At 64.9% G+C, this 22,520-nt stretch carries 14 protein-coding genes; 8 read left to right on the forward strand and 6 right to left on the reverse strand.

Annotated elements, in window-relative coordinates; all coding sequences use genetic code 11:
* Positions 1 to 12: 12 nt before the first annotated feature.
* The 3 genes from OO015_RS07040 to OO015_RS07050 all read left to right on the forward strand — a co-directional run bounded on the left by OO015_RS07040 (position 13) and on the right by OO015_RS07050 (position 4,397).
* Positions 13 to 1,452, forward strand: a complete 1,440-nt coding sequence (locus OO015_RS07040; protein ID WP_265940527.1) for a hypothetical protein — start codon at positions 13 to 15, stop codon at positions 1,450 to 1,452.
* A 74-nt stretch (positions 1,453 to 1,526) separates the two neighbouring features.
* Positions 1,527 to 3,158: an N-acyl-D-amino-acid deacylase family protein gene (locus tag OO015_RS07045; protein ID WP_265940528.1), complete on the forward strand. Its 1,632-nt coding sequence runs from the start codon at positions 1,527 to 1,529 to the stop codon at positions 3,156 to 3,158.
* Positions 3,159 to 3,167: 9 nt separating this feature from the next.
* Positions 3,168 to 4,397, forward strand: a complete 1,230-nt coding sequence (locus tag OO015_RS07050) for a zinc-dependent alcohol dehydrogenase (RefSeq protein ID WP_265940529.1) — start codon at positions 3,168 to 3,170, stop codon at positions 4,395 to 4,397.
* A 66-nt stretch (positions 4,398 to 4,463) separates the two neighbouring features.
* Here the strand turns inward: OO015_RS07050 and OO015_RS07055 are convergent, their stop codons facing one another.
* Both OO015_RS07055 and OO015_RS07060 read right to left on the reverse strand, forming a co-directional pair.
* Positions 4,464 to 5,630: a class II aldolase/adducin family protein gene (locus tag OO015_RS07055; protein ID WP_265940530.1), complete on the reverse strand. Its 1,167-nt coding sequence runs from the start codon at positions 5,628 to 5,630 to the stop codon at positions 4,464 to 4,466.
* Positions 5,631 to 5,712: 82 nt separating this feature from the next.
* Positions 5,713 to 6,723, reverse strand: coding sequence for a diacylglycerol/lipid kinase family protein (locus OO015_RS07060; RefSeq protein WP_265940531.1), 1,011 nt, complete (start codon positions 6,721 to 6,723; stop codon positions 5,713 to 5,715).
* A gap of 259 nt (positions 6,724 to 6,982) precedes the next feature.
* Here OO015_RS07060 and OO015_RS07065 point away from each other — a divergent pair, with 259 nt between their 5' ends.
* Genes OO015_RS07065 through OO015_RS07085 form a run of 5 tightly spaced genes read left to right on the forward strand, consistent with a single transcriptional unit; the run spans position 6,983 to position 12,765 of the window.
* Positions 6,983 to 8,653, forward strand: coding sequence for a LysM peptidoglycan-binding domain-containing protein (locus tag OO015_RS07065; RefSeq protein ID WP_265940532.1), 1,671 nt, complete (start codon positions 6,983 to 6,985; stop codon positions 8,651 to 8,653).
* Between the two features lie 31 nt (positions 8,654 to 8,684).
* Positions 8,685 to 9,761 (forward strand): rod shape-determining protein, encoded by a 1,077-nt coding sequence (locus OO015_RS07070; protein WP_265940533.1) that lies wholly within the window; start codon positions 8,685 to 8,687, stop codon positions 9,759 to 9,761.
* A gap of 20 nt (positions 9,762 to 9,781) precedes the next feature.
* The gene (gene mreC / locus OO015_RS07075; RefSeq protein ID WP_265940534.1) at positions 9,782 to 10,606 is read left to right on the forward strand and encodes a rod shape-determining protein MreC; all 825 of its coding nucleotides are present in this window, start codon (positions 9,782 to 9,784) and stop codon (positions 10,604 to 10,606) included.
* A complete protein-coding gene (locus OO015_RS07080) occupies positions 10,603 to 11,988 on the forward strand; it encodes a MurT ligase domain-containing protein (protein WP_265940535.1) in 1,386 nt (461 codons plus the stop codon). The genes mreC and OO015_RS07080 overlap by 4 nt, the downstream gene beginning before the upstream one ends.
* A gap of 12 nt (positions 11,989 to 12,000) precedes the next feature.
* On the forward strand, positions 12,001 to 12,765 hold the full coding sequence (locus OO015_RS07085) for a type 1 glutamine amidotransferase (RefSeq protein ID WP_265940536.1): 765 nt from the start codon (positions 12,001 to 12,003) through the stop codon (positions 12,763 to 12,765).
* Here OO015_RS07085 and OO015_RS07090 read toward each other — a convergent pair.
* The 4 genes from OO015_RS07090 to treS are packed head-to-tail and all read right to left on the reverse strand — an operon-like array spanning position 12,752 to position 22,519.
* The gene (locus OO015_RS07090) at positions 12,752 to 15,196 is read right to left on the reverse strand and encodes a DUF3536 domain-containing protein (RefSeq protein WP_265940537.1); all 2,445 of its coding nucleotides are present in this window, start codon (positions 15,194 to 15,196) and stop codon (positions 12,752 to 12,754) included. The genes OO015_RS07085 and OO015_RS07090 overlap by 14 nt on opposite strands.
* On the reverse strand, positions 15,193 to 17,139 hold the full coding sequence (gene glgB / locus OO015_RS07095; protein ID WP_265940538.1) for a 1,4-alpha-glucan branching protein GlgB: 1,947 nt from the start codon (positions 17,137 to 17,139) through the stop codon (positions 15,193 to 15,195). The genes OO015_RS07090 and glgB overlap by 4 nt, the downstream gene beginning before the upstream one ends.
* On the reverse strand, positions 17,136 to 19,154 hold the full coding sequence (locus tag OO015_RS07100; protein WP_265940539.1) for a 4-alpha-glucanotransferase: 2,019 nt from the start codon (positions 19,152 to 19,154) through the stop codon (positions 17,136 to 17,138). Before OO015_RS07100 ends, glgB begins: the two co-directional genes overlap by 4 nt.
* Positions 19,151 to 22,519 (reverse strand): maltose alpha-D-glucosyltransferase, encoded by a 3,369-nt coding sequence (treS, locus tag OO015_RS07105; RefSeq protein ID WP_265940540.1) that lies wholly within the window; start codon positions 22,517 to 22,519, stop codon positions 19,151 to 19,153. Before treS ends, OO015_RS07100 begins: the two co-directional genes overlap by 4 nt.
* Position 22,520: the final 1 nt, after the last annotated feature.

The following is a 22,520-nucleotide window of genomic DNA, read 5'->3' on the forward strand; positions in this document are numbered from 1 at the left end:
GAGTCGGGGCTGGTGAGGCGCTCGCTCGCACTGCTGCTGGTCGGGGTTCTCGTGATCGCAGCGTGCCGGAACCTTCCGGTGACTCTGGTGGCAACTCCGACCGGTCTCGCAACTCCGGTGTCGACTGTAACACCGGAACCGGAGGTGACTCGGACGACGCTCGTCCTCCCCACACCTTCGGTAACAGTCCAGTGGGTCGGAACGTGCTCGCTCGCTCGAGTCCTCGAGGTGTATCGGTCGTTTTTGCAGGCGTTGAACGATGGCGATCTTCCGGCATTGCGTGCAGTACTCGGAATCGGGATGGAGAGCGCAGCAGAGAGCCGTTGGTTCGCCGTGATCCCCCGAGAGTCGGAATTGTTTGGCACAGGGCTTTTCACCGAACGCCCCGAAGGTTTTCTCGACTGGGTGAGCCAGCGGTCCAGCCAGCACGAGCGGTGGAACGTCCTGGAGTTCGTCCAGATCGAGCCGTCCAGCGGAAGCCGCGTCGTTGTGACTGCTGCACTCCTCCGCGAGGCGGATGACTTCATCGCGAAACCGTTTCTCTCTCGGATCGAACTCGATTGTGACACCGGGGTTGTCCGCTCGATGGTAGCTGGCGCGGTAGGAGCCGATACGTTACCGACGTCACCGAGTGCTCTGCTTGCCGAGGCGCTGGCCCAGCGGTCACTGCGTCCCCCGGAGGTGAAAGAGCCCTGTCCGCGTAGTTCCTGGGCCTTCGGCAACGCCGTCGGTGAAGGACCGGTCTATCTCGCCGTGGGGCCCGATGCCGTCGTGAATGTACCGGATCACGCCACCGGATCGACCGAGCCGGTTCCCCTCGACGTTGTCGTCTCGGCGAGCGAGCGAGGGCCTGTCCTCCTGCGGCTCTTTGCACTTGCTGACGAGACGCCGGTACCGCTCGGCAGGAACGGATCGGCGCTCTTCCTCGAGCCTTCAGGAGCGGGAGAACGATCGACCACCCTTTCCCCGATGCTGCAGCAAGCTGGCTGCTACGTGCTTCAAGCTGATGGCGCGACCTGGCAGCAATCGATCGTCTTCGAAACGATCGCCGAACCACTGGCGGCGTTCGTTCCGCAGCTCGTCAATGTTGCGCTGCCGGTCGATCTCCGTCTGGTTTCTGCGTGGCGTGACGGGCCGGACACCGTGCGAGTCGGATTGGTCGGTTCGACCCTGGTCGCCCGTTTGAGCATCGGGGTCGGTGGGCCAGGGGGACCCACTCTCGGCGTGGAACAGCGCTGCGAACGCATCGCGGAGCGGATCGATCTCTGCTGGGTACCACATCCGGTCTGGGGCTGGCCACAGGCGGCGGTGTGGGACGATGGCATGCGACGCTACCAGCTGGTCGTACTGGCTGGCAATCGCGATGCCTGGAGCGAGGATGACCTGCGGACACTCGTGCGGCGCCTCAGCCTGCCGGAGGACCCTGCCCGTGTCCTCCAGAGCAGAGGGTAGTGAACGGACGACGGGGCGGTCTGCCGCACTGCTCGTTCCTGGATTAGGATTCCAGCGAGCCGGACGGAGGCACAATGGTGGAGTTCGACTTTCTCATCCGGAACGGGAAAATCGTCGACGGGACGGGAAATCCCTGGTTCTGGGGAGACGTCGCGGTGCGCGGTGACCGTATCGTGGCAGTCGCACCGCCGGGCCAGCTCGTACCGGAGCGGTCACGGGAAGTCGTGGATGCGAGCGGATGCGTGGTCTGTCCGGGTTTCATCGATATCCAGAGCCACTCGATCTACCCGCTCATGCGCGATGGCCGATCGGTGTCGAAAATCGCACAGGGCGTCACGACCGAAATCATGGGCGAGGGCTGGACACCGGCACCGTTCGGTGGGCGTATCCGCGAGCCGATTCCCAGTGCGTACTTCGCGACCCGCTTGCCGGAGTGGGAAGAGCAGGTTCGCCAGTGGCGTCGGTTCGGCGACTGGCTCGAAGCGATGGTGGAGCGCGGTGTTTCACCGAACATCGGCGCCTTCGTCGCTGGCGGAACGGTGCGGGAATACGTCAAAGGCTACGAGATGACACCCGCCACGGCCGACGAGCTGGTGGCCATGCGGCGGCTGGTCGCTGAGGCGATGGAGGATGGCGCCTTCGGGGTCGCGTATGCGCTCATCTATCCACCGGATGCCTATGCTTCGACGGAGGAGATCATCGCGATCTGCCGTGAAGTGCGCCGGTTCGGTGGACTCTACATCACGCATCTCCGGAGCGAAGCCGGCCAGCTGCTCGAGGCGCTCGAAGAAGCGATCCGAATCGGCCAGGAAGCCGATGTTCCCGTCGAGATCTACCACCTCAAGGCGTCCGGGCGCCGCAATTGGTGGAAGTTCCCGTCCGTGATCGCACGGATCGAGCAGGCACGGCAGGATGGGATCGACATAACGGCCGACCTCTATCCGTACACGGCGGCTGGGACAGGCCTCGCCTCCATTCTCCCGCCGTGGGTCGCTGCAGGTGGTCGCTTTTTCGACAATCTGCGCGATCCGACGGTTCGTGCCCGGATCAAGCAGGAAGTCGAGCAGCCGTCGGGGAACTGGGAAGCGCTCGGCACCGAGGCTGGGCCGGACGGTATCATGCCGGTCGGCATGCAGCATCCTGCTCTGCGTCCCGCTGTCGGCAAGCGACTCGCTGACATCGCGCGAGAACGCGGTCAGGACTGGATCGATACAGCGATCGACCTCTTGCTGACCGAGGAGCGGAACATCTTCACGATCTATTTCCTGATGGATGAGGCGAACGTGCGTCTCGCCCTCCAGCAACCCTGGATCAAGGTCGCGACCGATGCTGGCGGTTTGGATCCGACGTGGGCACGCACCGAGGGCCCGGTTCACCCGCGCGCCTACGGGACCTATCCCCGGGTTCTCGGACGGTACGTCCGCGACGAGCGTGCACTCACGCTCGAGGAGGCGATCCGCAAGATGACCTCTGCCGTAGCTGATCGCCTGGGCTTGCGCGATCGGGGGCAGGTGCGCCCAGGGTTCTACGCTGACCTCGTCGTGTTCGATCCGGTGTCGGTAGTCGACCGGGCGACGTTCGAGGAACCGCACCAGTTCCCGAGCGGGATCCGTCACGTCTGGGTGAACGGAAAGCAGGTTCTCCGGAACGGCGAGCATACCGGTGCGTTACCAGGGCGCATCGTCTCCGCGCCGGCGAGGATTTAGGGAGGCACGATGCTCGCGCTGCAGATCGTCGAAAGCGTACCGCGGTATCTCCTCGCGAAGGCGCTCGGCCGTGTTCAGCCGGCGGTGTACTGGAACGGCTGGGGACTCCTGCAGTTGCGGGATATCCCAGAGCCCCGCTTGCCGAACGGTGAATGGGTGCGGATCGGTACGCGGCTCAGTGGCATCTGCGGCAGCGATATCGGCTTGATCACGCTCCATACGAGCCCGACGACCTCACCACTCGTCTCGTTCCCGTTCACGCTCGGTCACGAGATCGTGGGTGAGGTGACGGAATTGGGTGCCGCGGTCGAGGGATTCCAGATCGGTCAACGGGTCGTCGTCAACCCTCTGCTCGGGTGCGTTGCGCGCGGTTTTCGGGATTTGTGTGTCGAATGTGCGCGCGGCATGCCGAACCGTTGCCTGCGCTTCCGCGAGGGGACGATCGCCCCGGGCATCATGATCGGATTCTGTCGCGATACGGGCGGAGGGTGGAGTCCGACCTTCGTCGCGCATCGCTCGCAGCTCGTGCCGGTGCCGGATGCGCTCTCGGACGAAGAGGCGGTGCTGGCCGAGCCGTTCGGGGTGGCGCTCCATGCGGTCCTCCGGAACCGGCCGTCGGACGACGAGACGGTGCTGGTTGTGGGCGCTGGGATCATCGGGCTTCTCACGGTCGCAGCGTTGCGAGCGATCGGATGCCGTGCCCGCATTCTCGTGACGGCCCGCTACCCGTTTCAAGCCGAGGCGGCAGCGCGCCTGGGTGCCGATACCGTCCTGCGCAGCCGGCCTGGGCCAGCGCTCTACCGGGAACTGGCGCGTCTCACGGGTGCGCGGGTGTACCGGGCGCGCTTCGGTCGTTGGCTCGTCCAAGGGGGTGTCGATCGGGTCTTCGACTGCGTCGGCTCGAGTCGTTCCGTCCAGGACGCGCTAGCCGTGACGCGTGCCGGCGGGCGTGTGGTCCTCGTGGGGCTGGCGAGCGACCCGGGCGGTGTCGACTGGACACCGATCTGGCTGCGCGAGGTGGAGATTCGTGGGTCGATGGCCTATGCCGATGACGTGCTCGACGGAGTCCGGGACTCCAGTATCGCGCATGCCGTCCGCCTGATGGCGGAGAGACGAGTCGACCTGGGCTGGCTCGTCACGCATCGGTTCGCGCTCACCGAGTATCGGAAAGCTCTCGAGACCGTAACGGCAAAAGGGAGCAGCGGGGTCATCAAGGCGGTCTTCGCGTTCGTCGGCTGAGCTCTGGGAAAGACAGAGCCGCCCGAAGCACTCGGGCGGCCCGATCGATCTTCGCCTGAACGGGACTCAGGTCATCGGGACTTGCGGGATCAGCTTGCCGTCGATCCGGTCGAGAATTTCGTCCATGCTGCGTCCGGTGATAGTGACGCCGTGATTCTTGAGCCCGATCACCGCTCGGGTCGGATCCGGTTCCTGCGCGAGCAGGTTGGAGACAGCCAGGGCGAGTTCGAGCGTGCCGCAGGGATAGTTGATCTCGGTCGACCGGATCCCGTCCATCCAGGCATGGACGTGGACGATCGCACCGATCTCGGGATGCTGCTGGTAGATCATCCAGTGCTCGATGGCATCGACCGAGACCCGGCGCGGCTCCACGTTGGGAGGCACGCTCAGGATGATGGCCGGGATCGAGGGATCGAACCCGCTGACCATGAGGATGTCGCGACCGATCACCTCGAGTTGGGCCTTGTTGACACCGCTCGCGCTCATCCAGAAGCGGTGACGATCCTTGCGTGCGCTCAGGTTCCCGTAGCTCAGGCCACCGAGCCCGTAGAGGCGCTTGACGTGCCGCAAGTCCTCCTCGCTCAAGAGTTCGTGGACCGGGAACGGCGCGGGCAGGAGGTTCATCGCTTCCAGTCGCTTGCCGGCGCGGGAAATCTGCTGCGTGATCTCGTCACCGTTCCAGAGCTCCGGTTCGAGATCGGTGCGGAACACGTTGTTGATGACCAGATGCGACGATGCGAGCGGATGGAGGCGGTCGTAGATCGCGGCGAAGAAGCGTTCGTCCTCGCCCTCATGGTACGGGATGCCGTAGTGCCCGCGCTCGAGGGTGACGAAATGGGCTTCTGGCCCCGACTCGCCTGGAATGAGGATCAAGACCAGATTCGCCAGCGCGTAGAGCAAGTACGGGTAGCACGCGGTGAGGATGTCCGGTGGCCGTTCGGGCAGCTCGGTGATCCCGACGACGAACGTCGCCTGCGCCTTACGGCGATACCGGTGCGGCTTGTCGTGCGGAAACACGCTCAGGACGAGCCGGATATCCGCAATCGGTTGCGGGTGAAACTCGTGGCCGCGCCGTTGCAGCTCACCTCGCAGGCCATCGATGAACCACCGCAACCGTGGTGAGGGCGGATCACCGTAGACCGTGAACGTTCCGGTTTCTGGCTCCTCGGCGAGAATGCGCAAGGTTTCGGCCAGTGCCTCGACTTGGTTTATGGACCGCTGTTCGGTCGTCATCGTTCCGATCGTTCCCCTTGCTTCGCGCTTCGCGAGCGATATTGCTCGCACCGCCCGATTGTGGCAGAGAGGAATCGGAAGGTCAAGCGGTGCGGCAGGCACCGACCGGCACACGAATCGTCAGCGCTCGCGGCACGACTCGGGCTTCGATATCGGTTCTCCCCACCGGCTCGCCGTCGATTTCGATCCGGACCGGACACGGGGCGGTCACGCGAACGCGCGACCCGCTCCAATGCAAGACGGCCGGATGGCGCACGTGGCTTCCCCGGTAGACAGCGGGTAAGAGCGAGCCGATGAGGACACGACGGGGAGTTTCTCGGAGCAGAAAGATCTCGAATATCCCGTCCGTGACGGATGCTGTCGGTGCGATCCGCATGCCACCGGCGTGGAACCGCCCGTTGGCGATCGCGACCATCGAGGCACGGCCAGCGAAGACCGGCTCACCGTCGATCTCGAGCGTCAGCTCGGCAGCAGCGTGTCGCAGGATCGTGCGGAACGCTGCGACCAGGTAGGCCAGGAATCCGCCGAGCTGCTTGGTGGACGAGCTGACCGAGGCAGCAGTTTCGGCACCTAGCCCAATGTCCGCCATGTTCACGAAATACCGGCGACGCACAACCCCGTCCGGATCCGTGAAGGTGATCTGCCCAACGTCCACGCGGCAGGGCTCACCGTCGCGAAGCAGCTCGATGACCTGCTCGGCACGGGTGATACCGAAGAGTCGGGCGAAGTCACGGCCGGTGCCGCAGGGGACGATCGTAAGCGTAACCGGGGCGAGTAGCTGCCCGTGTTCGTCGAGTATGCCGTTGACGACCTCGTTCACCGTTCCGTCTCCACCGACGACGAGTAGCTCCCTCGCGCCACTTTTGACACAAGACCGGGCGAGGTGCATCGCGGCGCCCGGTTCAGCGGTCTGCGCTTCGTGGATGCGCAGGCCGAGTCGCTCGAGGCGCTGCCGGACGGCCGGCCAGATTCGGGCCGGTCGTCCACTCCCGGCAGCCGGGTTGACGATGGCATGGATCGTCTCCGGAATGTAGGGCGTGCTTTGCCGCCCCGTGTAGCTGGTCGCTGTCGTATCCATCATGCGTACCCGCACGCGTCCTGTCCGTTCCATGGTAGCGCAGAACGACGACCTAGTGAACAGTTTCTTGCGAAGCGTTCTCGCTGACCGTGCTGCTGTCAGCGCCAAACCAGGACTGTGCGGAGGGGGAAAACGCGCCGAATTTGCCGGCTCCGATTTGACGCGAGCTGGCTGACGTGCTATGCTGCGCGCGAGAATTGGGGAATCGTCGAGTTCGGCATCGGGACGCAGAGAATCGGCACACGGCCGAGGGAAGGGAAGCCGGGAGCAAGCGATGCCGCATCAGCCATCACCGGAAGAGCAGCGAGCGGACGCTCCCGAGGTCACAGTTCGTTTCGGCTGGATGCCAGAGGCTCCCGTCGCCGGAGCGTCGGCGAACGGTCACCCCCTCGAGCCAGGGGTCAATGGCCGTGCCGTGGAGGCGGAGGGGTCGTTACCGCCAGCTGACGGTGGAGCACGAGTCCGCGACGTCACGTCGCGGCCGATCGCGTTACCAGCGCAGCCGAACGGCTCGGCGAACCGGACTCCCGTACTCGAGTCCCTGCCACGCTCGTCTCGCCGCAGTTCGGCTCCGTCGGCGCCACCGAGTGGGCGGTCGGCCTGGCGCATGGGGCGGTGGTCGCTCCATGCGGCGGTCGTCTGTTGCATCGTGGTGGTCGCGCTCGGTGGCGGGTTCTGGCGTGCTCCACTGCTCGTTTCGGTTTCTGCCGGTACCGATCGGATCGCGGCTCTCTGGGATGCGGGCTATACACCAGGAGTTGTGGCTGGTCAGGCTGTGCGTCTCGCCGCGACAGACCCGCGGATCGGCTATCTCGCTACCGGCGGCCTGGCGGTCAAGCCGGATGTGCTCGTGCTCGACACCTACGTCACGAGCGGTGGGGAAACGGTCTATGACGTTTCCCGCGCGACTGGCCGGAGCGTCGATACGCTGTTGTGGGCGAACAACCTCGTCGATCCTGGTGCACCCCTACCGGCTGGTGTGCCGCTGCGTGTGCCGCCGGTCGATGGGATGCTCCACGTCGTCCGGGAGGGCGACACGCTCGAATCGATCGCTGCCCGGTACGGCGTGACGCCGGACGTCATCACCGGGTACGAGCCCAACGGTGTGCAGCGAGACACTGACCTCGTGCCGAACCGGATGATCATGGTGCCCGGTGGCAAGATGCCGCAGCGCGACCGGGTGATCATGTACACGGTGCAAGAGGGTGATACGCTCTGGAAGATCGCCGAACGTTTCGGCCTCAAGGTACAGACGATCACCTGGGCGAACTCGCTGCCTGATCCAGAGCTGATCTATCCAGGCCAGCAGCTTGCCATTCTGCCGACCGATGGAGTGATGGTGAAAGTCAAGGAAGGCGATACGATCGAGTCGCTGGCCGAGTACTGGGGGGTCGATCCGCAGGTCATCCGCGACTACCCGATGAACGGCATCGGCCCGAACGGCGTGTTGCGCGTCGGGCAGCTGGTCATGATTCCTGGTGGGGAGCCGCCACCACCGCCGCCACCGCCACCTCCGGCGCCTGCCCCGGCGCAGAGCGCCCCGTCGGCGCCGAGCAACCCGCCGGCCCAGCGGCAGGCACCACGCGGCTCGTTCATCTGGCCGACGACGGGCGTGATTACGCAGTACTTCCACGCTGGGCACAACGGCTGGGACATCGCGAACAACATGTACACGCCGATCGTCGCGGCGGACAGTGGAACGGTGATCTTCAGCGGGTGGAACAACTACGGTTTGGGCTATGCCGTCGCGATCGATCATGGCAACGGGTTCGTGACCTGGTACGGGCACATGGCCGAACCGCCACCGGTGCAAGTCGGACAGTGGGTCAACCAGGGGCAGTACATCGGCCCGATGGGGAGCACAGGATACTCGACCGGCCCACACGTCCACTTCATCATCATGTACAACGGGGTCTATCAAGATCCTGGTCTCTACCTCCGGTGACGGTGAGGCCGGTGGGAGGAAGGGCGCGACGATGATTCGACCACTCAGCGCGCTGTTCGGGCTGTTCAGCCGCGATCTCGGTATCGACCTCGGGACGGCGAACACCCTCGTCTACGTGCGCGGTAAAGGGATCGTGATTTCCGAGCCTTCCGTCGTCGCTGTCGACAAGAAGACGCGCCGCGTGCTGGCCGTCGGTGTCGAAGCGAAGGCGATGGTCGGGAAGACGCCGGAATCGATCGTCGCGGTGCGACCGCTCAAGGACGGTGTCATCGCCGATTTCGACACCGTCGAGGTGATGCTCCACTACTTCATCCGCAAGGTGCACGCGCAGCAGCTGCTGACGCCGCATCCCCGTGTGGTGATCGGTATCCCCTCGGGGGTGACCGAGGTCGAGAAGCGGGCAGCCAAGGATGCCGCCTTGAGTGCCGGTGCTCGCGAGGCCTATACGATCGAAGAGCCGATGGCGGCTGCCATCGGCGCGGGATTGCCGATCAATGAGCCAGTCGGAAGCATGATCGTCGATATCGGGGGTGGGACGACTGAAGTCGCGGTGATCTCGCTGGGCGGCATCGTCGTGAACCGGTCGATCCGCGTCGCGGGTGACGAGATCGACGAAGCGATCGTCCAGTGGGCCCGACGCGACCATAACCTGATCATCGGTGAGCGGACCGCGGAGAACGCGAAGATCGCTGCTGGCTCAGCCTATCCGCTAGAGGAAGAGCGGCGCGTCATCTTGCGCGGGCGCGACGTCCTGACCGGGCTACCGAAGGCCGTCGAGGTCAGTTCCGTCGAAATCCGCGAAGCGATCGCTGGTCCGGTGAACCAGATCATCGAAGCGGTCCGATCCTGCGTCGAGGAAACACCACCGGAACTCTTGGCCGACATCATGGAGCGGGGCATCGTGCTGGCTGGTGGCGGAGCGCTGCTCATGGGGCTGGACAAGCGTTTGCAGGCGGAGCTGCGAATCCCGGTCTATCTGGCTGACGATCCGTTGACCTGCGTCGCGCGTGGGACCGGGCGCGTCGCCGAGGCGCTCCATCTCTATCAGCGCGCGTTGCAGGGAACCCAACAGCGACGCACGCCGGCCACGACGACGTCGACGAGCTGAAGACACCGATCAGGTGAGGCATGCCGATCACCCTGCGGCGAACGGCGATCCTCGCACTCGGACTCGTCGTCGCGAGTCTGCTCTTCATCGTCTCGGATCGCCAACAGCATCTGGCGCCGTTCCAAGCTCCGATCACGGGGCTGCTAGTCGATCTCGAGCGTGGTATCCGTTCGCTGACCGATGGCCTGCCGCTCCCATCGTTCTCGAGCCAGCAGGACTTGCAGCGCGAAATCGAGCGGCTCCGTGCTGAGCGTGATGCCTTGCTCGCTCAACTCGCGGAAGCACGGCGTGCCCAGCAGGAACTCGAGCAGCTTCGGGCGCAGCTGCAGTTCCAGCAGGCGCATCCTGGTCTCCAGCTCGTCGCAGCTCGCGTGATCGGCTACGATCCGGAGCAGCCACAACGTGTCCTGGTCATCGACCGGGGGAGCGATGACGGTGTTCGTGTCGGTATGGCGGTGCTCAATCCGAACGTGTTAGTGGGTCTCGTGACTCGTGTAGAGAGCCATCGCGCACAGGTCACACTGTTGACCGACCCCTCGATCCAGCTCGGTGCACAACTGCTCGATTCCGGCGCGGAAGGTATCGTCTACGGGCGAGGGTGGCACGGGCGTGGTTTGCTCGAACTCCGCCATCTCCCGCCCGATACGCCGTTCCGGGAAGGTGAACTGGTGGTGACGAGTGGGCGAACTGTCGGTATCCCGGCTGGACTGGTGATCGGTGTCGCAGTTGGGGGAACCCGGCAGGCTGCGGAAGACGAATTGCGAGTCAGTGTGCGGCCGCTCGTCGATGTCCGCTCCCTCACCACGGTCAGTGTGCTGGTGGGCACGGCTGAAGGACACGAATGACCACGATGCGGCTTCGAGCGAGCGCCGCCACGACGGTGGGGCGTGTCGTCGCCTGGGCGACGCGTCGGCTCCAGCTCGGTGGTGGGACCGCAGTGCCCGGCTTCCTGGCGCTGCTCGTCTACCCGGGCCTGCTCGACGAACTCGCGCGCCAGCTTCCACACGGTACCGTCATCGTCGCCGGGACGAACGGGAAAACCACGACAGCCCGCGCTCTCGCTGCGCTGCTCCAGGCGAGCGGGCTGGCAGTCGTCCACAATCGCTCCGGTAGCAACCTCCCGCGCGGAATCGCATCGGCGTTCGTCGATGGCAGCAGTGTCACCGGCCGCATCCGGGGGGAGATCGCTGTCGTCGAGGTCGACGAGTTCGCGCTACCGACCGCGGTTGGGGCGCTACGGCCGCGGCTTCTCGTGCTTCTCAATCTGTTCCGCGATCAACTCGACCGATATGGGGAGCTGGAGACCGTCGCGCAGACCTGGCGCGGCGCGCTCGCCGCGCTGCCGCCCGATGCGCTCGTCGTCGTGAACGCTGACGATCCGGTACTCACTGCCCTGACCGAACCGCTCAGCGAGCGTCGCTGGACCTTCGGTCTCGACGATCCGACTGTGGCACTCCCTGCCCTTCCGCATGCGGCCGATTGGCGACTCTGCCCCCGCTGTGGGGAAGCCTTGACATACCGGCAGGTGTTTCTGGGGCACCTCGGGATCTATCAGTGCACGGGGTGCTCCTTTTCCCGGCCGCCTCTGACGGTTTCTGGGCGGTCGGTCGCCTCGGTCGTACCGCTCCGCATCGAGGCAGTGGCTGGAACCAGCACGATCACGCTGGAGAGCCAGCTGGCCGGTGTCTACAATGCGTACAACGTTTTGGCCGCAGCAACGGCAGGGCTCGCGCTCGGCCTCGACCAGGCGGAGATCGTCCGTGTCCTGGGTAGCGTCGAGGCCGCTTTCGGTCGGCAGGAGCGGGTGACATGTGACGGACATGAGTTGACCCTCCTGCTCGTCAAGAATCCTACGGGGTTCAACGAAGCGATTCGGCTGCTGGTTCTGGCGCAGCAGCGCTGTCCCGTCCTGATCTTGATCAACGATCTCGATGCTGATGGACGTGATGTCTCCTGGCTGTGGGACGTCGACGTCGAGAAGCTCCGGGCGCTCGATGTCCCGGTCAGCACTGGAGGTATCCGCGGTGGGGAAATGGCGCTGCGTCTCGAGTATGCTGGGATCGAACCAGTCGCGCAGCACCGGGGTGTCGTCGAGGCGTTCGATCGGTGGATCGCGTCGTTACCCCCTGCATCGTGCGGCTGGGTACTGGCGACCTACACGGCGATGCTGGAACTCCGTCGTGCACTCGCGCAGCGGGGGCTCCTGCCATCGTTCTGGGCGCAGTAGCGAGGTTGGGCGATGCGCCTTCGTATCGGTTGGCTCTACGCGCGGACGATGAATATCTATGGCGACCGCGGCAACGTGCTGGCCATCGTCGAGCGCTGTCGCCGGCGGGGAATCGATATCGAGGTCGTCGAGATCGGTATCGGCGAGCGGTTGGAGCCGGGCCGCTACGATCTGTTCTTTTGGGGCGGTGGTCAGGATCGGGAACAGATCGCTGCGGCCTACGACCTGCAAGGTGCCAAGGGCGAGGTTTTGCGGGCAGAAATCGAGCGAGGTGTCCCGCTTTTGGCTGTCTGCGGTGGGTATCAGCTCCTCGGGCGCTTCTACCGACCGCATGCCGGCCCGGAACTTCCTGGTCTGGGCATCTTCGACGCCTGGACGGTGGCTGGGAGGCGCCGCATGATCGGGAATGTCGTCATCGATTCGACCGAGTTCGGTGAAGTGGTCGGTTTCGAGAATCACAGCGGGCGGACGTACCTCGGCCCCACTGCTCAGCCGCTCGGCGTCGTGCGCATCGGCTACGGGAACAACGGCGAGGATGGGACCGAGGGATGCCGGTACCGCAATGCGATCGGTACGTACCTGCATGGTCCCGTCTTGCCGAAGAATCCGCAACTCGCCGATTTCCTCATCACGTGTGCGCTTCGCCTCCATGGCTGGGAGGAGCCGCTCGCACCATTGAACGACGAGCGCGTGTTCCGGGCGCATGCCGAAGCGGTGGCGCGCGCACGGGCGCAACGGCGTTCTTTCGCGTTCGCGCTGCCTTTCAGGCGGCCGTGAGGCTCTTCTCGATCTCGTCGAGGGCGAGCCAGAACGCATCGCAGAGAGCGCGGAAGCGTTCGATCCACTCGTGGGCGGCCGGATCGCCGCGCTGTGCCTGCCACCGTTGCTTCGGAAGCTCGCGCTGGATCAGCTCGTAGGCGACGTTCTGGACGCGCCAGGTGTTCACTGGCTCGTGGAGATGGCTGGCCAGACGAACGAGTCCAGTGAGTATCTCGATCAGTTCCAGATCGTCCGGGCGGTCGTCCCATTCCTGCGCGAGGGACTCCATCGTCTCCTGTAATGCGTAGGCTAGCCCGGCGTGGTCGAGTTGCAGTTGCCACCGCTCGGCTTCCTCGAACAAGAGGGTGAGCGTCTCGAAAGGCGGCCGCGGCTCGCTCAACCGGCGACGCAGTTCGGCGTTCACCGTCACCTCGGCGGCGGTCAGGAACGCCCGGGGGATGGGGACGCCCAGATCGAGGAGGAAGCGCATCAGTGGCTGGCTGTCCTCGTAGAGATGACGATACAGGTCTTCTGCTTGGCTCAGTGTCGCGTTCAAGATGATCTCGAGCAGCTTCCGCTGCTCGTCCTTGAACAGCGAGCGTAGTGAATATTCCGCGCGCCCGAACGCTCGGTCGAAGGCCCGTACCGTTTCTGCGAGATCGGCGCGCGCGAACGGCTCGTTGAGGATGTCCCAGAGCTGCGCGAACCGCTCCGGTGTCCCGTCCGGTTCGACACCCCCGACCAGGTTGTGGTCACCGAGATGGAGGGCTGCACTGATGAACGACTGGTTGCGGCCCGTCAGAGTGCAGGTTACGCGAACACGCGTGACGAAGAGGTGCGCGCGTCCGGCTCGTTGCGCTGTCCCTTCGAGCCGCTCGATTTCGAAGCAACCGATACTCGTTCGTTCCGGGTAGTCCTCGAAGAGCGCGCTCAAGCTGTAGTGCGCGGCCACGTTCGCGAGTTCGACGCGGGCCGGCCGGACGAGTCGCTCCCACACGCCGCGCCCATCGCGGTACTGCTGGATATTGCTCGGCGCCCGAGCGAGACGCTCGACGAACTCGTTCTCCAGCGAGGTTTCGGACAGCTCTTCGGCGATCTGGATGACTCGGGCAGCCGCCTGGAGTGCCTGGATCGTCTCGAGTCCAGAAAGTTCATCGAAGAACCAGGCGTCACTACTGTACATGCGCAGGGCATACCGCTGCATTTCGAGCGCTTCGAGGACGCGTATCCGTTCCTCCGGCTCCAGTGCACGAGTTTGCCAGCGATCGAGGAAACGCCGCACGTTCTGCGGCGAGCGGTCGAGGATGACCTCGATGTAGTCGTCACGAGCAGCCCAAGGATCGCGGACGAGAGTGCTCAGCGCCCGCTCGTACAAGGCCGCGACGGCATCGCGGAGCCAATCGAGCGCTTCCCGCAATGGCCCACGCCACTCTTGCGTCCAACCAGGATGGGCTCCGGTGTTGCAGCCGCAGTTGCTCCGCCAGCGCTCGATACCGTGCGCGCAGCTCCAGGATGTCTGCTCGACGATCTGTGCCTCCCAGGTCGGCGGATGGGTCGCGAGGTACGAACCGTAGGTCACGACACGGGCGTCCGGCTCAGCCTGGAGCGCGGCGAGCGCGGCTGCGAGAGCCATATCGCCGAAGCGGTGGTGGTGGCCGTACGTTTCACCGTCGGTCGCGATATGCGCCAGCCGGTCAGTGGAGTCACTGGCTGCAGCGAGCAGGCGCGCGGCCAGAAGACGACCGTCGTTGAGGAGATCGCCGAAGGCGACGTCGCGAGACAACGGACCATCGTAGAAGAACACCACGATCGATCGACCGGACGGGAGTTGCACGCGGTAGGGTCGAGTCGGATCGACCCGTCCTCCCGAAACGTCCTGCCACCCACTGAATCCGGGGGCGCGCACGGCTGCAGCCTGGTGTGGCGCGAGGATAGTGAAGGCGATACCCATCTGCGCGATACGATCGAGCGTGGCCAGATCGACCGCGGTTTCCGGCAACCAGATGCCCTCTGGCCGGCGGCCGAAGCGGTACTCGAAATCGCGGATGCCCCACAAGAGTTCCGTGTGCCGGTCGCGCTCGTTGGCGAGCGGCAGAATGACATGGTGGTAGGGATGCGCGATAGCCGGGCCATGCCCGTCGAACCGTTCGCACCCTTCACGATCAGCGGCGAGGATCGCGCGATAGACGTCAGGTGCTTCCTGCTCCAGCCAGCGGAGGAGCGTCGGGCCGAAATCGAAGCTGATCCAAGCATAGTTGTTCACGATCCGGATGATCCGGCCGCGCGCGTCGAGGATGCGCGACCAGGCATTCGGGCCGTAGCACTCCGCGGTGATCCGCTCGTTCCAGTCGTGGTACGGATAGGCGGAGTCTTCGAGTTCGACGACCTCCAGCCACGGGTTCTCCCGCGGCGGCTGGTAGAAGTGTCCGTGGATGCAGACATACTTCACGGTCGACTCCCGTCCGTGACTCTCTTGAAGATCACGATCGCGAGCGGTGGCAACGTCAAGGTCAACGACCAGGCTCGGCCGTGCCAGGGAACCGGTACGGCTTCCACGCCGCCGAGATTGCCCCAACCACTTCCACCGTATTCGCGTGCATCGCTGTTCAGGAGTTCCCGCCAGAATCCCAGAGCGGGAACGCCGATGCGGTAGTTCTGTCTCGGTACCGGTGTGAAGTTGCAGACGACCAGAAGCTCCTCGCCAGGTCGGCGGCTCTTGCGGAGATACACCAGGACACTGTTTTCGGCGTCGTTGCAGTCGATCCACTCGAAACCTTCCGGGGAGCAATCGAGTTCGTACAGGGCTGGCTCGGAGCGAGCCAGGTGGTTGAGATCGGCCAGCCAGCGCCGCACGCCCTCGTGCGGAGGATACTGGAGCACGTGCCAGTCCAGGCTCCTATCGTGGTTCCATTCCCGCCATTGTGCGATTTCCGCACCCATGAAAAGGAGCTTCTTCCCAGGCTGCGTGTACTGGTAGCCGTAGAGAAGGCGAAGATTCGCGAATTTCTGCCAGTCGTCTCCGGGCATCTTGGCCAGGAGCGAGCCCTTCCCGTGGACGACCTCGTCGTGGGAGAGCGGCAACACGAAATTCTCGTTGAAGGCGTACAGAAGCCGGAAAGTCAGTTCGTTGTGATGGTACTTCCGATAGATCGGATCGCGGCTGAAGTAGCGCAACGTATCGTGCATCCAGCCCATGTCCCATTTGAGCCCGAAACCGAGGCCGCCCACGTAGGTGGGGCGCGAGACCATCGGCCAGGCGGTCGATTCCTCCGCGATCGTCTGGACGTCGGGATGGTGCCGGTACACTTCCTCGTTCAGCCGCTGCAGGAAGGCGATCGCCTCCAGGTTCTCGCGACCGCCGTACTCGTTCGGGATCCACTCACCTGGTGCACGCGAGTAGTCGAGATAGAGCATGGAAGCGACCGCATCGACCCGAAGTCCGTCCGCGTGGTACCGGTCGAGCCAGAACATCGCGCTGGAGAGCAGGAAGGTACGGACTTCGTTCCGGCCGTAATTGAAAATCGCGGTGTGCCAGTCGGGATGGAAGCCTTTGCGCGGATCGGCATGCTCGTAGAGGTGCGTCCCGTCGAAGAAAACGAGACCATGCTCATCGGTCGGAAAGTGCGACGGAACCCAGTCCAAGATCACGCCGATCCCATGCTGGTGGAGCGTGTCGATCAAGAACATGAAGTCCTGCGGGGCACCATAGCGTGCCGTCGGCGCGAAGTATCCCGTGACTTGGTAGCCCCAGGATCCGTAGAAGGGATGTTCCATGACCGGCAGGAACTCGACGTGCGTGAACCCCATCCGTTGCACGTGCTCGGCCAGCTTGGGGGCGATTTCTCGATAGGTGAGCCAGCGGTTCCCCTCTTCCGGAACGCGCATCCAGGAACCGAGGTGCACTTCGTACAGCTGCATCGGTGCGTCCAGCGCGTTGGCACGGGCGCGCTGTCGCATCCAGTCGGCGTCTGCCCACTCGTAGGTCAAGTTCCAGACGATAGAAGCCGTACCGGGTGGACATTCATGCCGGGCACCGTACGGGTCTGCCTTGAAAACTTGATATCCGTTCAAGCGTGACACGATGTGGTACTTGTACCGGGCACCGACTCCGAGGCCCGGAACGAACCCTTCCCAGATCCCCGACGACCCGCGTGGTGCCAGCAGATGTTTACCGGGTGTCCAGTCGTTGAAGTCCCCGACCACCGAAACCCGCTCGGCGTTGGGAGCCCACACGGCGAAGTAGACGCCCTCCTCACCCTCGAGCACGCACGGATGAGCCCCCATCTTCTCGTACGCCCTGAGCCAGGTGCCTTCGTTGAAGAGATACACGTCGTGATCGGTGAGGAGCGATCGGTCATGACGAACCGGGCCGACTCGCCACGTCGTCGTCACCGAGCACCTCCTTTCCGTGTGCGGTCGAGCGTTGCGAGCAACTCGCCGATGGTTCGATCGGCGGCCAAGTCGGCGAGCCCGCGTCGTGCGAGACGTCGCCAGTTGGGGCATTCCAATCCGGTACCCGGTCGGTTCTGCGGTTCTCGCTCGAGCCACAGATCCTCGAGGTTGACGAGGACGATCGCCGCGGGTCCGGAGCCGAGTAGGCGCAGCAATGCGCGCAGCAGCGTAGCGGGATCGTGCCCGCCTTCGCCCGGCTGGATGTATCCACGCTGCACGAGCCAGTCGCGCACGGCCTCTTGGCGCTCGGGCCCCCACTCCTCCCACAGTGCAGCGAACGGTGGCAGGTCGTGCGTCTCCAGGCTCGCGACCGCCAGTCCAGGCGGCTCGCGAAAGCTCCCGTTTTGCTGCTCGAACGGGAGGACCCAGAGCCGGAGGAGGCCATTGTCGACCATCGCGTGCCGCACGGCCTGCGGCACCGTGCCGAGATCCTCGCCGGCTACCGCGCAACCAGCTCGCTGGCTCTCGATCGCCAGTACGGCGTAGAACTCTTCCGGCCGGTACCGCACGTAGACTCCCTCGCGGCCACTCGCGCCGGACGGAACCCAGTAGAGTCGGTGGAATCCCATGACATGGTCGATCCGCAGCAGGCTGGCTGCACCGAGGTGATGAGCCAGGACGGCCCGCACGTACCGGTACCCGTCCTCGCGGATCCGTTCGGGATGGAGCGGCGGGAATCCCCAGACTTGCCCACCAGCGAAGAACGGATCGGGCGGCGCACCGGCACTCATGCCCGTCACGAAGAGTTCCGGCCACGACCAGACGTCGAAGCCCTCCGGGTGCACCCCGAGCGGGAGATCGAGATACAGTGCCGAGCCCTCGCTGGCACCGAGCTGGTGGGTCGCCAGCCACTGCCCGACCAGGTACATCCTGGCGCCTTCCTCGAGACCAGGGATCGCGAGCGTGCGATCGCGGCGGAGATCTCCTGGCCATCGACTCGGTGGGCCGTACTGATCGACCGCTGCGCGGAACCGCGCATACAGCTGGACATCAGGCCGTCCCTCGAGCCACTGTTGGATCTCGCTCCAGCGTTCCGGATCGGCCTGGAGTCGCTCGGCCAGCGTGGCCAGCGCGGTGCGGCGCTGTCGCCAGGTGGCAGCGTAGTCGACGAGGAGCGTTCCCCGTTCGCCGGCGACCGTCACGAGCGGCGCAGCGAGGTTACTCGCCTGGAGAGAACTCGCGACATCGCAGTAGAACTCGTTCCAGAAGAGGCGACTGATCGGCGCGTAGGGACTCGGATCGAACGGATCCTCGCCGAGGAAGACCGGGAGAAGCGGGAGCGTCCCGACGAGCTGGCCGCCATGCTGGCGCGTCCAGGCGACCAGTTCCTGGAGCCGGCTATAGGTCGCTCCGTCTCGCGGCTGATCGCGCCAGAGGGCATAGAGCGGGAGAAACGTCCCCCAGCTCCGATCGAGCCCGTTCGCCTCCGGAAGCACGACGGTCGGGGGCCGCACCATGAGGAGCGTGCGCGCTTCCGTGCCATCCGCGCTGTGCATCGTGACCTCGTGATACCCGAGCGGTAGGATCCAGGGTAGCGGGAGCGAAACGACGAACCCGGCAACGGAGTCAACCCCGTTCACCGGAGAGGAAGCCGGAGCGACTGCAGCCCGTTCGGCCGGTATCGCGCTCTCCACCGTCGTGCCGTCCTCGTGTCGGACGTGCACCGTGTAGGTGCCAGTGGGGAGTCCGGTGGCCAGAAGGTGAATCGTCGGCTGGCCACGACCAGCGACCCAGACATGGACCGGCTCGCAGCCGCGCTGCAAACGCTGCCGCTGGTATGCGCGCAGAACCCGCGGCGCATCGTCCGGGCGCTCGATCGGGAGGCCGAGTGCCTGGAGAACCGCGATGAGTTGCTCGGTTCCGGCCACATGTCGTTGACCAGCGATGTCCCGGTAGGCGAGCTGGACGCCCATCGTGCGTGCGAGTGCATGCAGTGCCTGGAGTGTCTTCATCATGTCCCTTCCTGAGCCCGGAGAAGTTCGAGCACGCCGCGCAAGGGAATCGCGAGCCAGTCGGGGCGGTGCCCGAGTTCGTAGCGGATCTCGTAGATCGCTTTGTCCATGAGATACGCCTCGAGCAGAATGGCGAGCTGCGCCGGGTCGCTGGGCAGCAGCGGCGTGCCAGTGAGCTCGTGCAGGTATCCCTGCAGGAAGACCGCTGCGACCCAGCCGTACCAGAACCGGAGCCAACCCTCTGCCCGGGCGACGTCGGGGAGCAGGCCGCGTTCGTGCTGCTCGAGCAAGGTCGTCGAGGCAGCGTAGTGGAACGAGCGGAGCATTCCGGCCACGTCGAGGATGGGCGAACGCTTGAGTCGTCGCTCGCTGAGCGGTCGGGCTGGCTCCCCCTCGAAGTCGATGAGGACGAAGTCGCGGCCGGTATAGAGCACCTGCCCGAGATGGTAGTCACCGTGACAACGCGTGCGTTGGGCAGGGAGCAGCCCATGCAAGAGCCGCTGGTACACGTGTACGATTCCGCGCTCTCGCTCGAGCACTGCCTCGGCATCGCGACGAACGGCTTCCGGCAACTGCTCGAGCTGATTACGGAGCTGGCCGAGCGTCTGGAGGAGCTGGCTGCGCATCGCCTGGTACAGCGAGCGTTGGTAGAGCATCGAGAACGGCTCGGGCGCGAACGCGGGATCATCCGTCAAGCTGGCGAGTGCCCGGTGCAACTGGGCCGTGCGCTGGCCGAGGAGATGCGCCGCTTCGACATACGTGTCGATCAGCTCGTAGGCCACCTCCGGTGGCGTCTCCTGGGCGCGTGCCAGCAGTGACGCGGCATCGAGGGCGAGGCGAGGTGGCTCCTCGCCGTGCGCGAGAGCACGTTCGAGGAAGCCGGTCAGTTCGTCGAGCGTGTACTGCCAGGTGTCGCCCTCGTTCGGCACGTAACCGACCAGCACTCCCAGGGTCATCGTCTCGCCCTGATGGGACTGATACTCGAGGCTGCCGGCCAGTGGTGGCACGTGTGGGAAGCCGAGCCGTTCGCTCAACGCCCGCTCCATCTCGAGTTCTGGGTTCGGTCCCGGCTCCACGCGCCGGTAGAGTTTGAACAGCACACGCTCCGGGAAGATTACCGAGGTATTGCTCTGCTCGGCGCGACCGAGTACCGGCTCGGGGAGCTGAGCCGCGGGCCCGAGCAGGCGTCTGTAGGCACTGGTCGGAGACGCGAGAATCGTTCCGCCTTGTCCCCGGAAGCGGCGCCGTCGACCGATCGCTTCGACGAGCCCACGCACGAAATCGGGGACGGCGAGCGCATCGACGAGCAGCGCTTCCTCGCCACCCGGCATCCCGCGCGCGATCACCGCGTGCGGTGTCCGCTCGATGGTCTGTTCGGCTCGGTCACCACGAACGAGCGCGAGAGGCAGCACGTACAGGTCTGGATCGCCTTCGGTGTACTCGACCTGAACGAGCGTGAACAGTGCCGACTGGCCGTCGATTGCGATCGGTACCTGTTCGGTCACACGCACCTGCTTGACGCGGCGTGCTTTGCCAGCGAACCAGCGTCGTGCGCGCAGGTAACGTGGCAGGTGGCTTTCCAAGGCCCGCTGCGCGCTCCCGAGCTCGATCAGGCCGTCCCGCTCGCGAACGGGGACCATCGGCAACTCGCTGGTCGTGATGACGAGTGGCTCTTCACCGGCGCGCGGGCGCTCCAGGCTGAACCAGTAGAAGCTGTGTGGCCCGAGCGTGATACGATACGGCTCCTCGCCGATCATCGGGAACTCGACGCGACCGAAGAGCTCGACTGGGATGAGTCCGCGGTAGGCGGCCAGGTCGAGTTCGGCCCACTGGACGAAGCGGGAGAGGTTGGCGACGACGAGAATCGTTTCCTGCTCGTAGCGCCGGACGTAGGCGAGCACTTTTCGGTTCTCGACCGGGATCAGCTCGAAACTGCCGCGCCCGAAGGCCTTGAACTGCTTGCGCAGTGCGATGAGGCGCTTCATCCACCAGAGCAACGAGTGCGGGTTGGCTTGTTGCGCCTCGACGTTGACCGCCTCGTAGTGGTACTCGGCATCGACGATGACCGGGAGGTACAGGCGCTGCCGCGGAGCGGTCGAAAAGCCGGCGTTACGGTCAGCACTCCACTGCATCGGCGTGCGCACCCCGTTGCGGTCGCCGAGGTACACGTTGTCGCCCATCCCGATCTCGTCACCGTAATAGATCACGGGGGTACCGGGGAGCGAGAACAGCAACCCGTTCATCAGCTCGATCCGGCGCCGGTTGTTGCCGAGCAGTGGCGCCAGGCGCCGGCGAATGCCGAGGTTGATCCGGGCGACCGGGTCACGGGCGTAGACCCGGTACATGTAGTCGCGCTCTTCGTCGGTCACCATTTCGAGCGTGAGCTCGTCGTGGTTGCGCAAGAAGAGGGCCCACTGGGCCGTTTCCGGAATCGGCGGTGTTTGCGAGAGGATATCGACGATCGGGAAGCGGTCTTCCATGCGGATGGCCATGAAGAGTCGCGGCATCAGCGGAAAGTGAAAGGCCATGTGGCACTCGTCACCGTCACCGAAGTAGGCGACGGCATCTTCCGGCCACTGATTCGCCTCGGCCAGCAGCATGCGGTTCCGGTAGCGGCTGTCGACGTAGCGGCGGAGTTCCTTGAGGAACGCGTGGGTTTCCGGCAGGTTCTCGCAGTTCGTCCCCTCTCGCTCGTAGAGATAGGGCACCGCATCCAACCTCATCCCGTCGACGCCCAGCCGCATCCAGAAGTCGACGACGCGGAGGATAGCGCGGCGGACGGCTGGGTTGTCGTAGTTGAGGTCCGGTTGATGCGAATAGAACCGGTGCCAGTAGTAGGCTTTGGCGATCGGATCCCAGGCCCAGTTCGACGTCTCGAAGTCCTTGAAGATGATGCGTGCTTCCTTGTACTTCTCTGGGGTGTCGCTCCAGACGTAAAAGTTCCGCCAGACGCTGCCCGGGGCGGCCCGACGAGCGCGCTGGAACCAGGGATGCTGGTCGGAGGTGTGGTTGAGGACCAGCTCGGTGATGACCCGGATCCCGCGTCGGCGCGCCTCCCGGATGAACTCCTTGACGTCCTTCAGCGTCCCGTACGCCGGATGGACGTCGGTGTAATCAGCGATGTCGTAGCCATCGTCGCGCAAGGGTGAGGGATAGAAGGGCAGGAGCCAGACGGCCGTGATGCCCAAATCCTCGAGATAGTCCAGTTTCTGCGTGAGCCCGGGGAAGTCACCGATACCGTCCCCGTTGCTATCGTAGAATGCCCGCACGTGCAGCTCGTAGATGATCGCGTCCTTGTACCACAGCGGATCATCGGGCAATTCCGGTGCCGGAGCAGTTCGTCTTCGCTCAGCGACCTTGACGGCCATC

The organism is Thermomicrobium sp. 4228-Ro (assembly GCF_026241205.1).
Lineage (GTDB): Bacteria > Chloroflexota > Chloroflexia > Thermomicrobiales > Thermomicrobiaceae > Thermomicrobium.

Bases quoted from the DNA above. Each gene is read 5' to 3' on its own strand.
- OO015_RS07045 (WP_265940528.1), top strand. From the start codon at position 1,527: ATGGTGGAGTTCGACTTTCTCATCCGGAACGGGAAAATCGTCGACGGG.
- OO015_RS07050 (WP_265940529.1), top strand. From the start codon at position 3,168: ATGCTCGCGCTGCAGATCGTCGAAAGCGTACCGCGGTATCTCCTCGCG.
- OO015_RS07055 (WP_265940530.1), bottom strand. From the start codon at position 5,630: ATGACGACCGAACAGCGGTCCATAAACCAAGTCGAGGCACTGGCCGAA.
- OO015_RS07065 (WP_265940532.1), top strand. From the start codon at position 6,983: ATGCCGCATCAGCCATCACCGGAAGAGCAGCGAGCGGACGCTCCCGAG.
- OO015_RS07070 (WP_265940533.1), top strand. From the start codon at position 8,685: ATGATTCGACCACTCAGCGCGCTGTTCGGGCTGTTCAGCCGCGATCTC.
- mreC (WP_265940534.1), top strand. From the start codon at position 9,782: ATGCCGATCACCCTGCGGCGAACGGCGATCCTCGCACTCGGACTCGTC.
- OO015_RS07080 (WP_265940535.1), top strand. From the start codon at position 10,603: ATGACCACGATGCGGCTTCGAGCGAGCGCCGCCACGACGGTGGGGCGT.
- OO015_RS07085 (WP_265940536.1), top strand. From the start codon at position 12,001: ATGCGCCTTCGTATCGGTTGGCTCTACGCGCGGACGATGAATATCTAT.
- OO015_RS07100 (WP_265940539.1), bottom strand. From the start codon at position 19,154: ATGATGAAGACACTCCAGGCACTGCATGCACTCGCACGCACGATGGGC.
- treS (WP_265940540.1), bottom strand. From the start codon at position 22,519: ATGGCCGTCAAGGTCGCTGAGCGAAGACGAACTGCTCCGGCACCGGAA.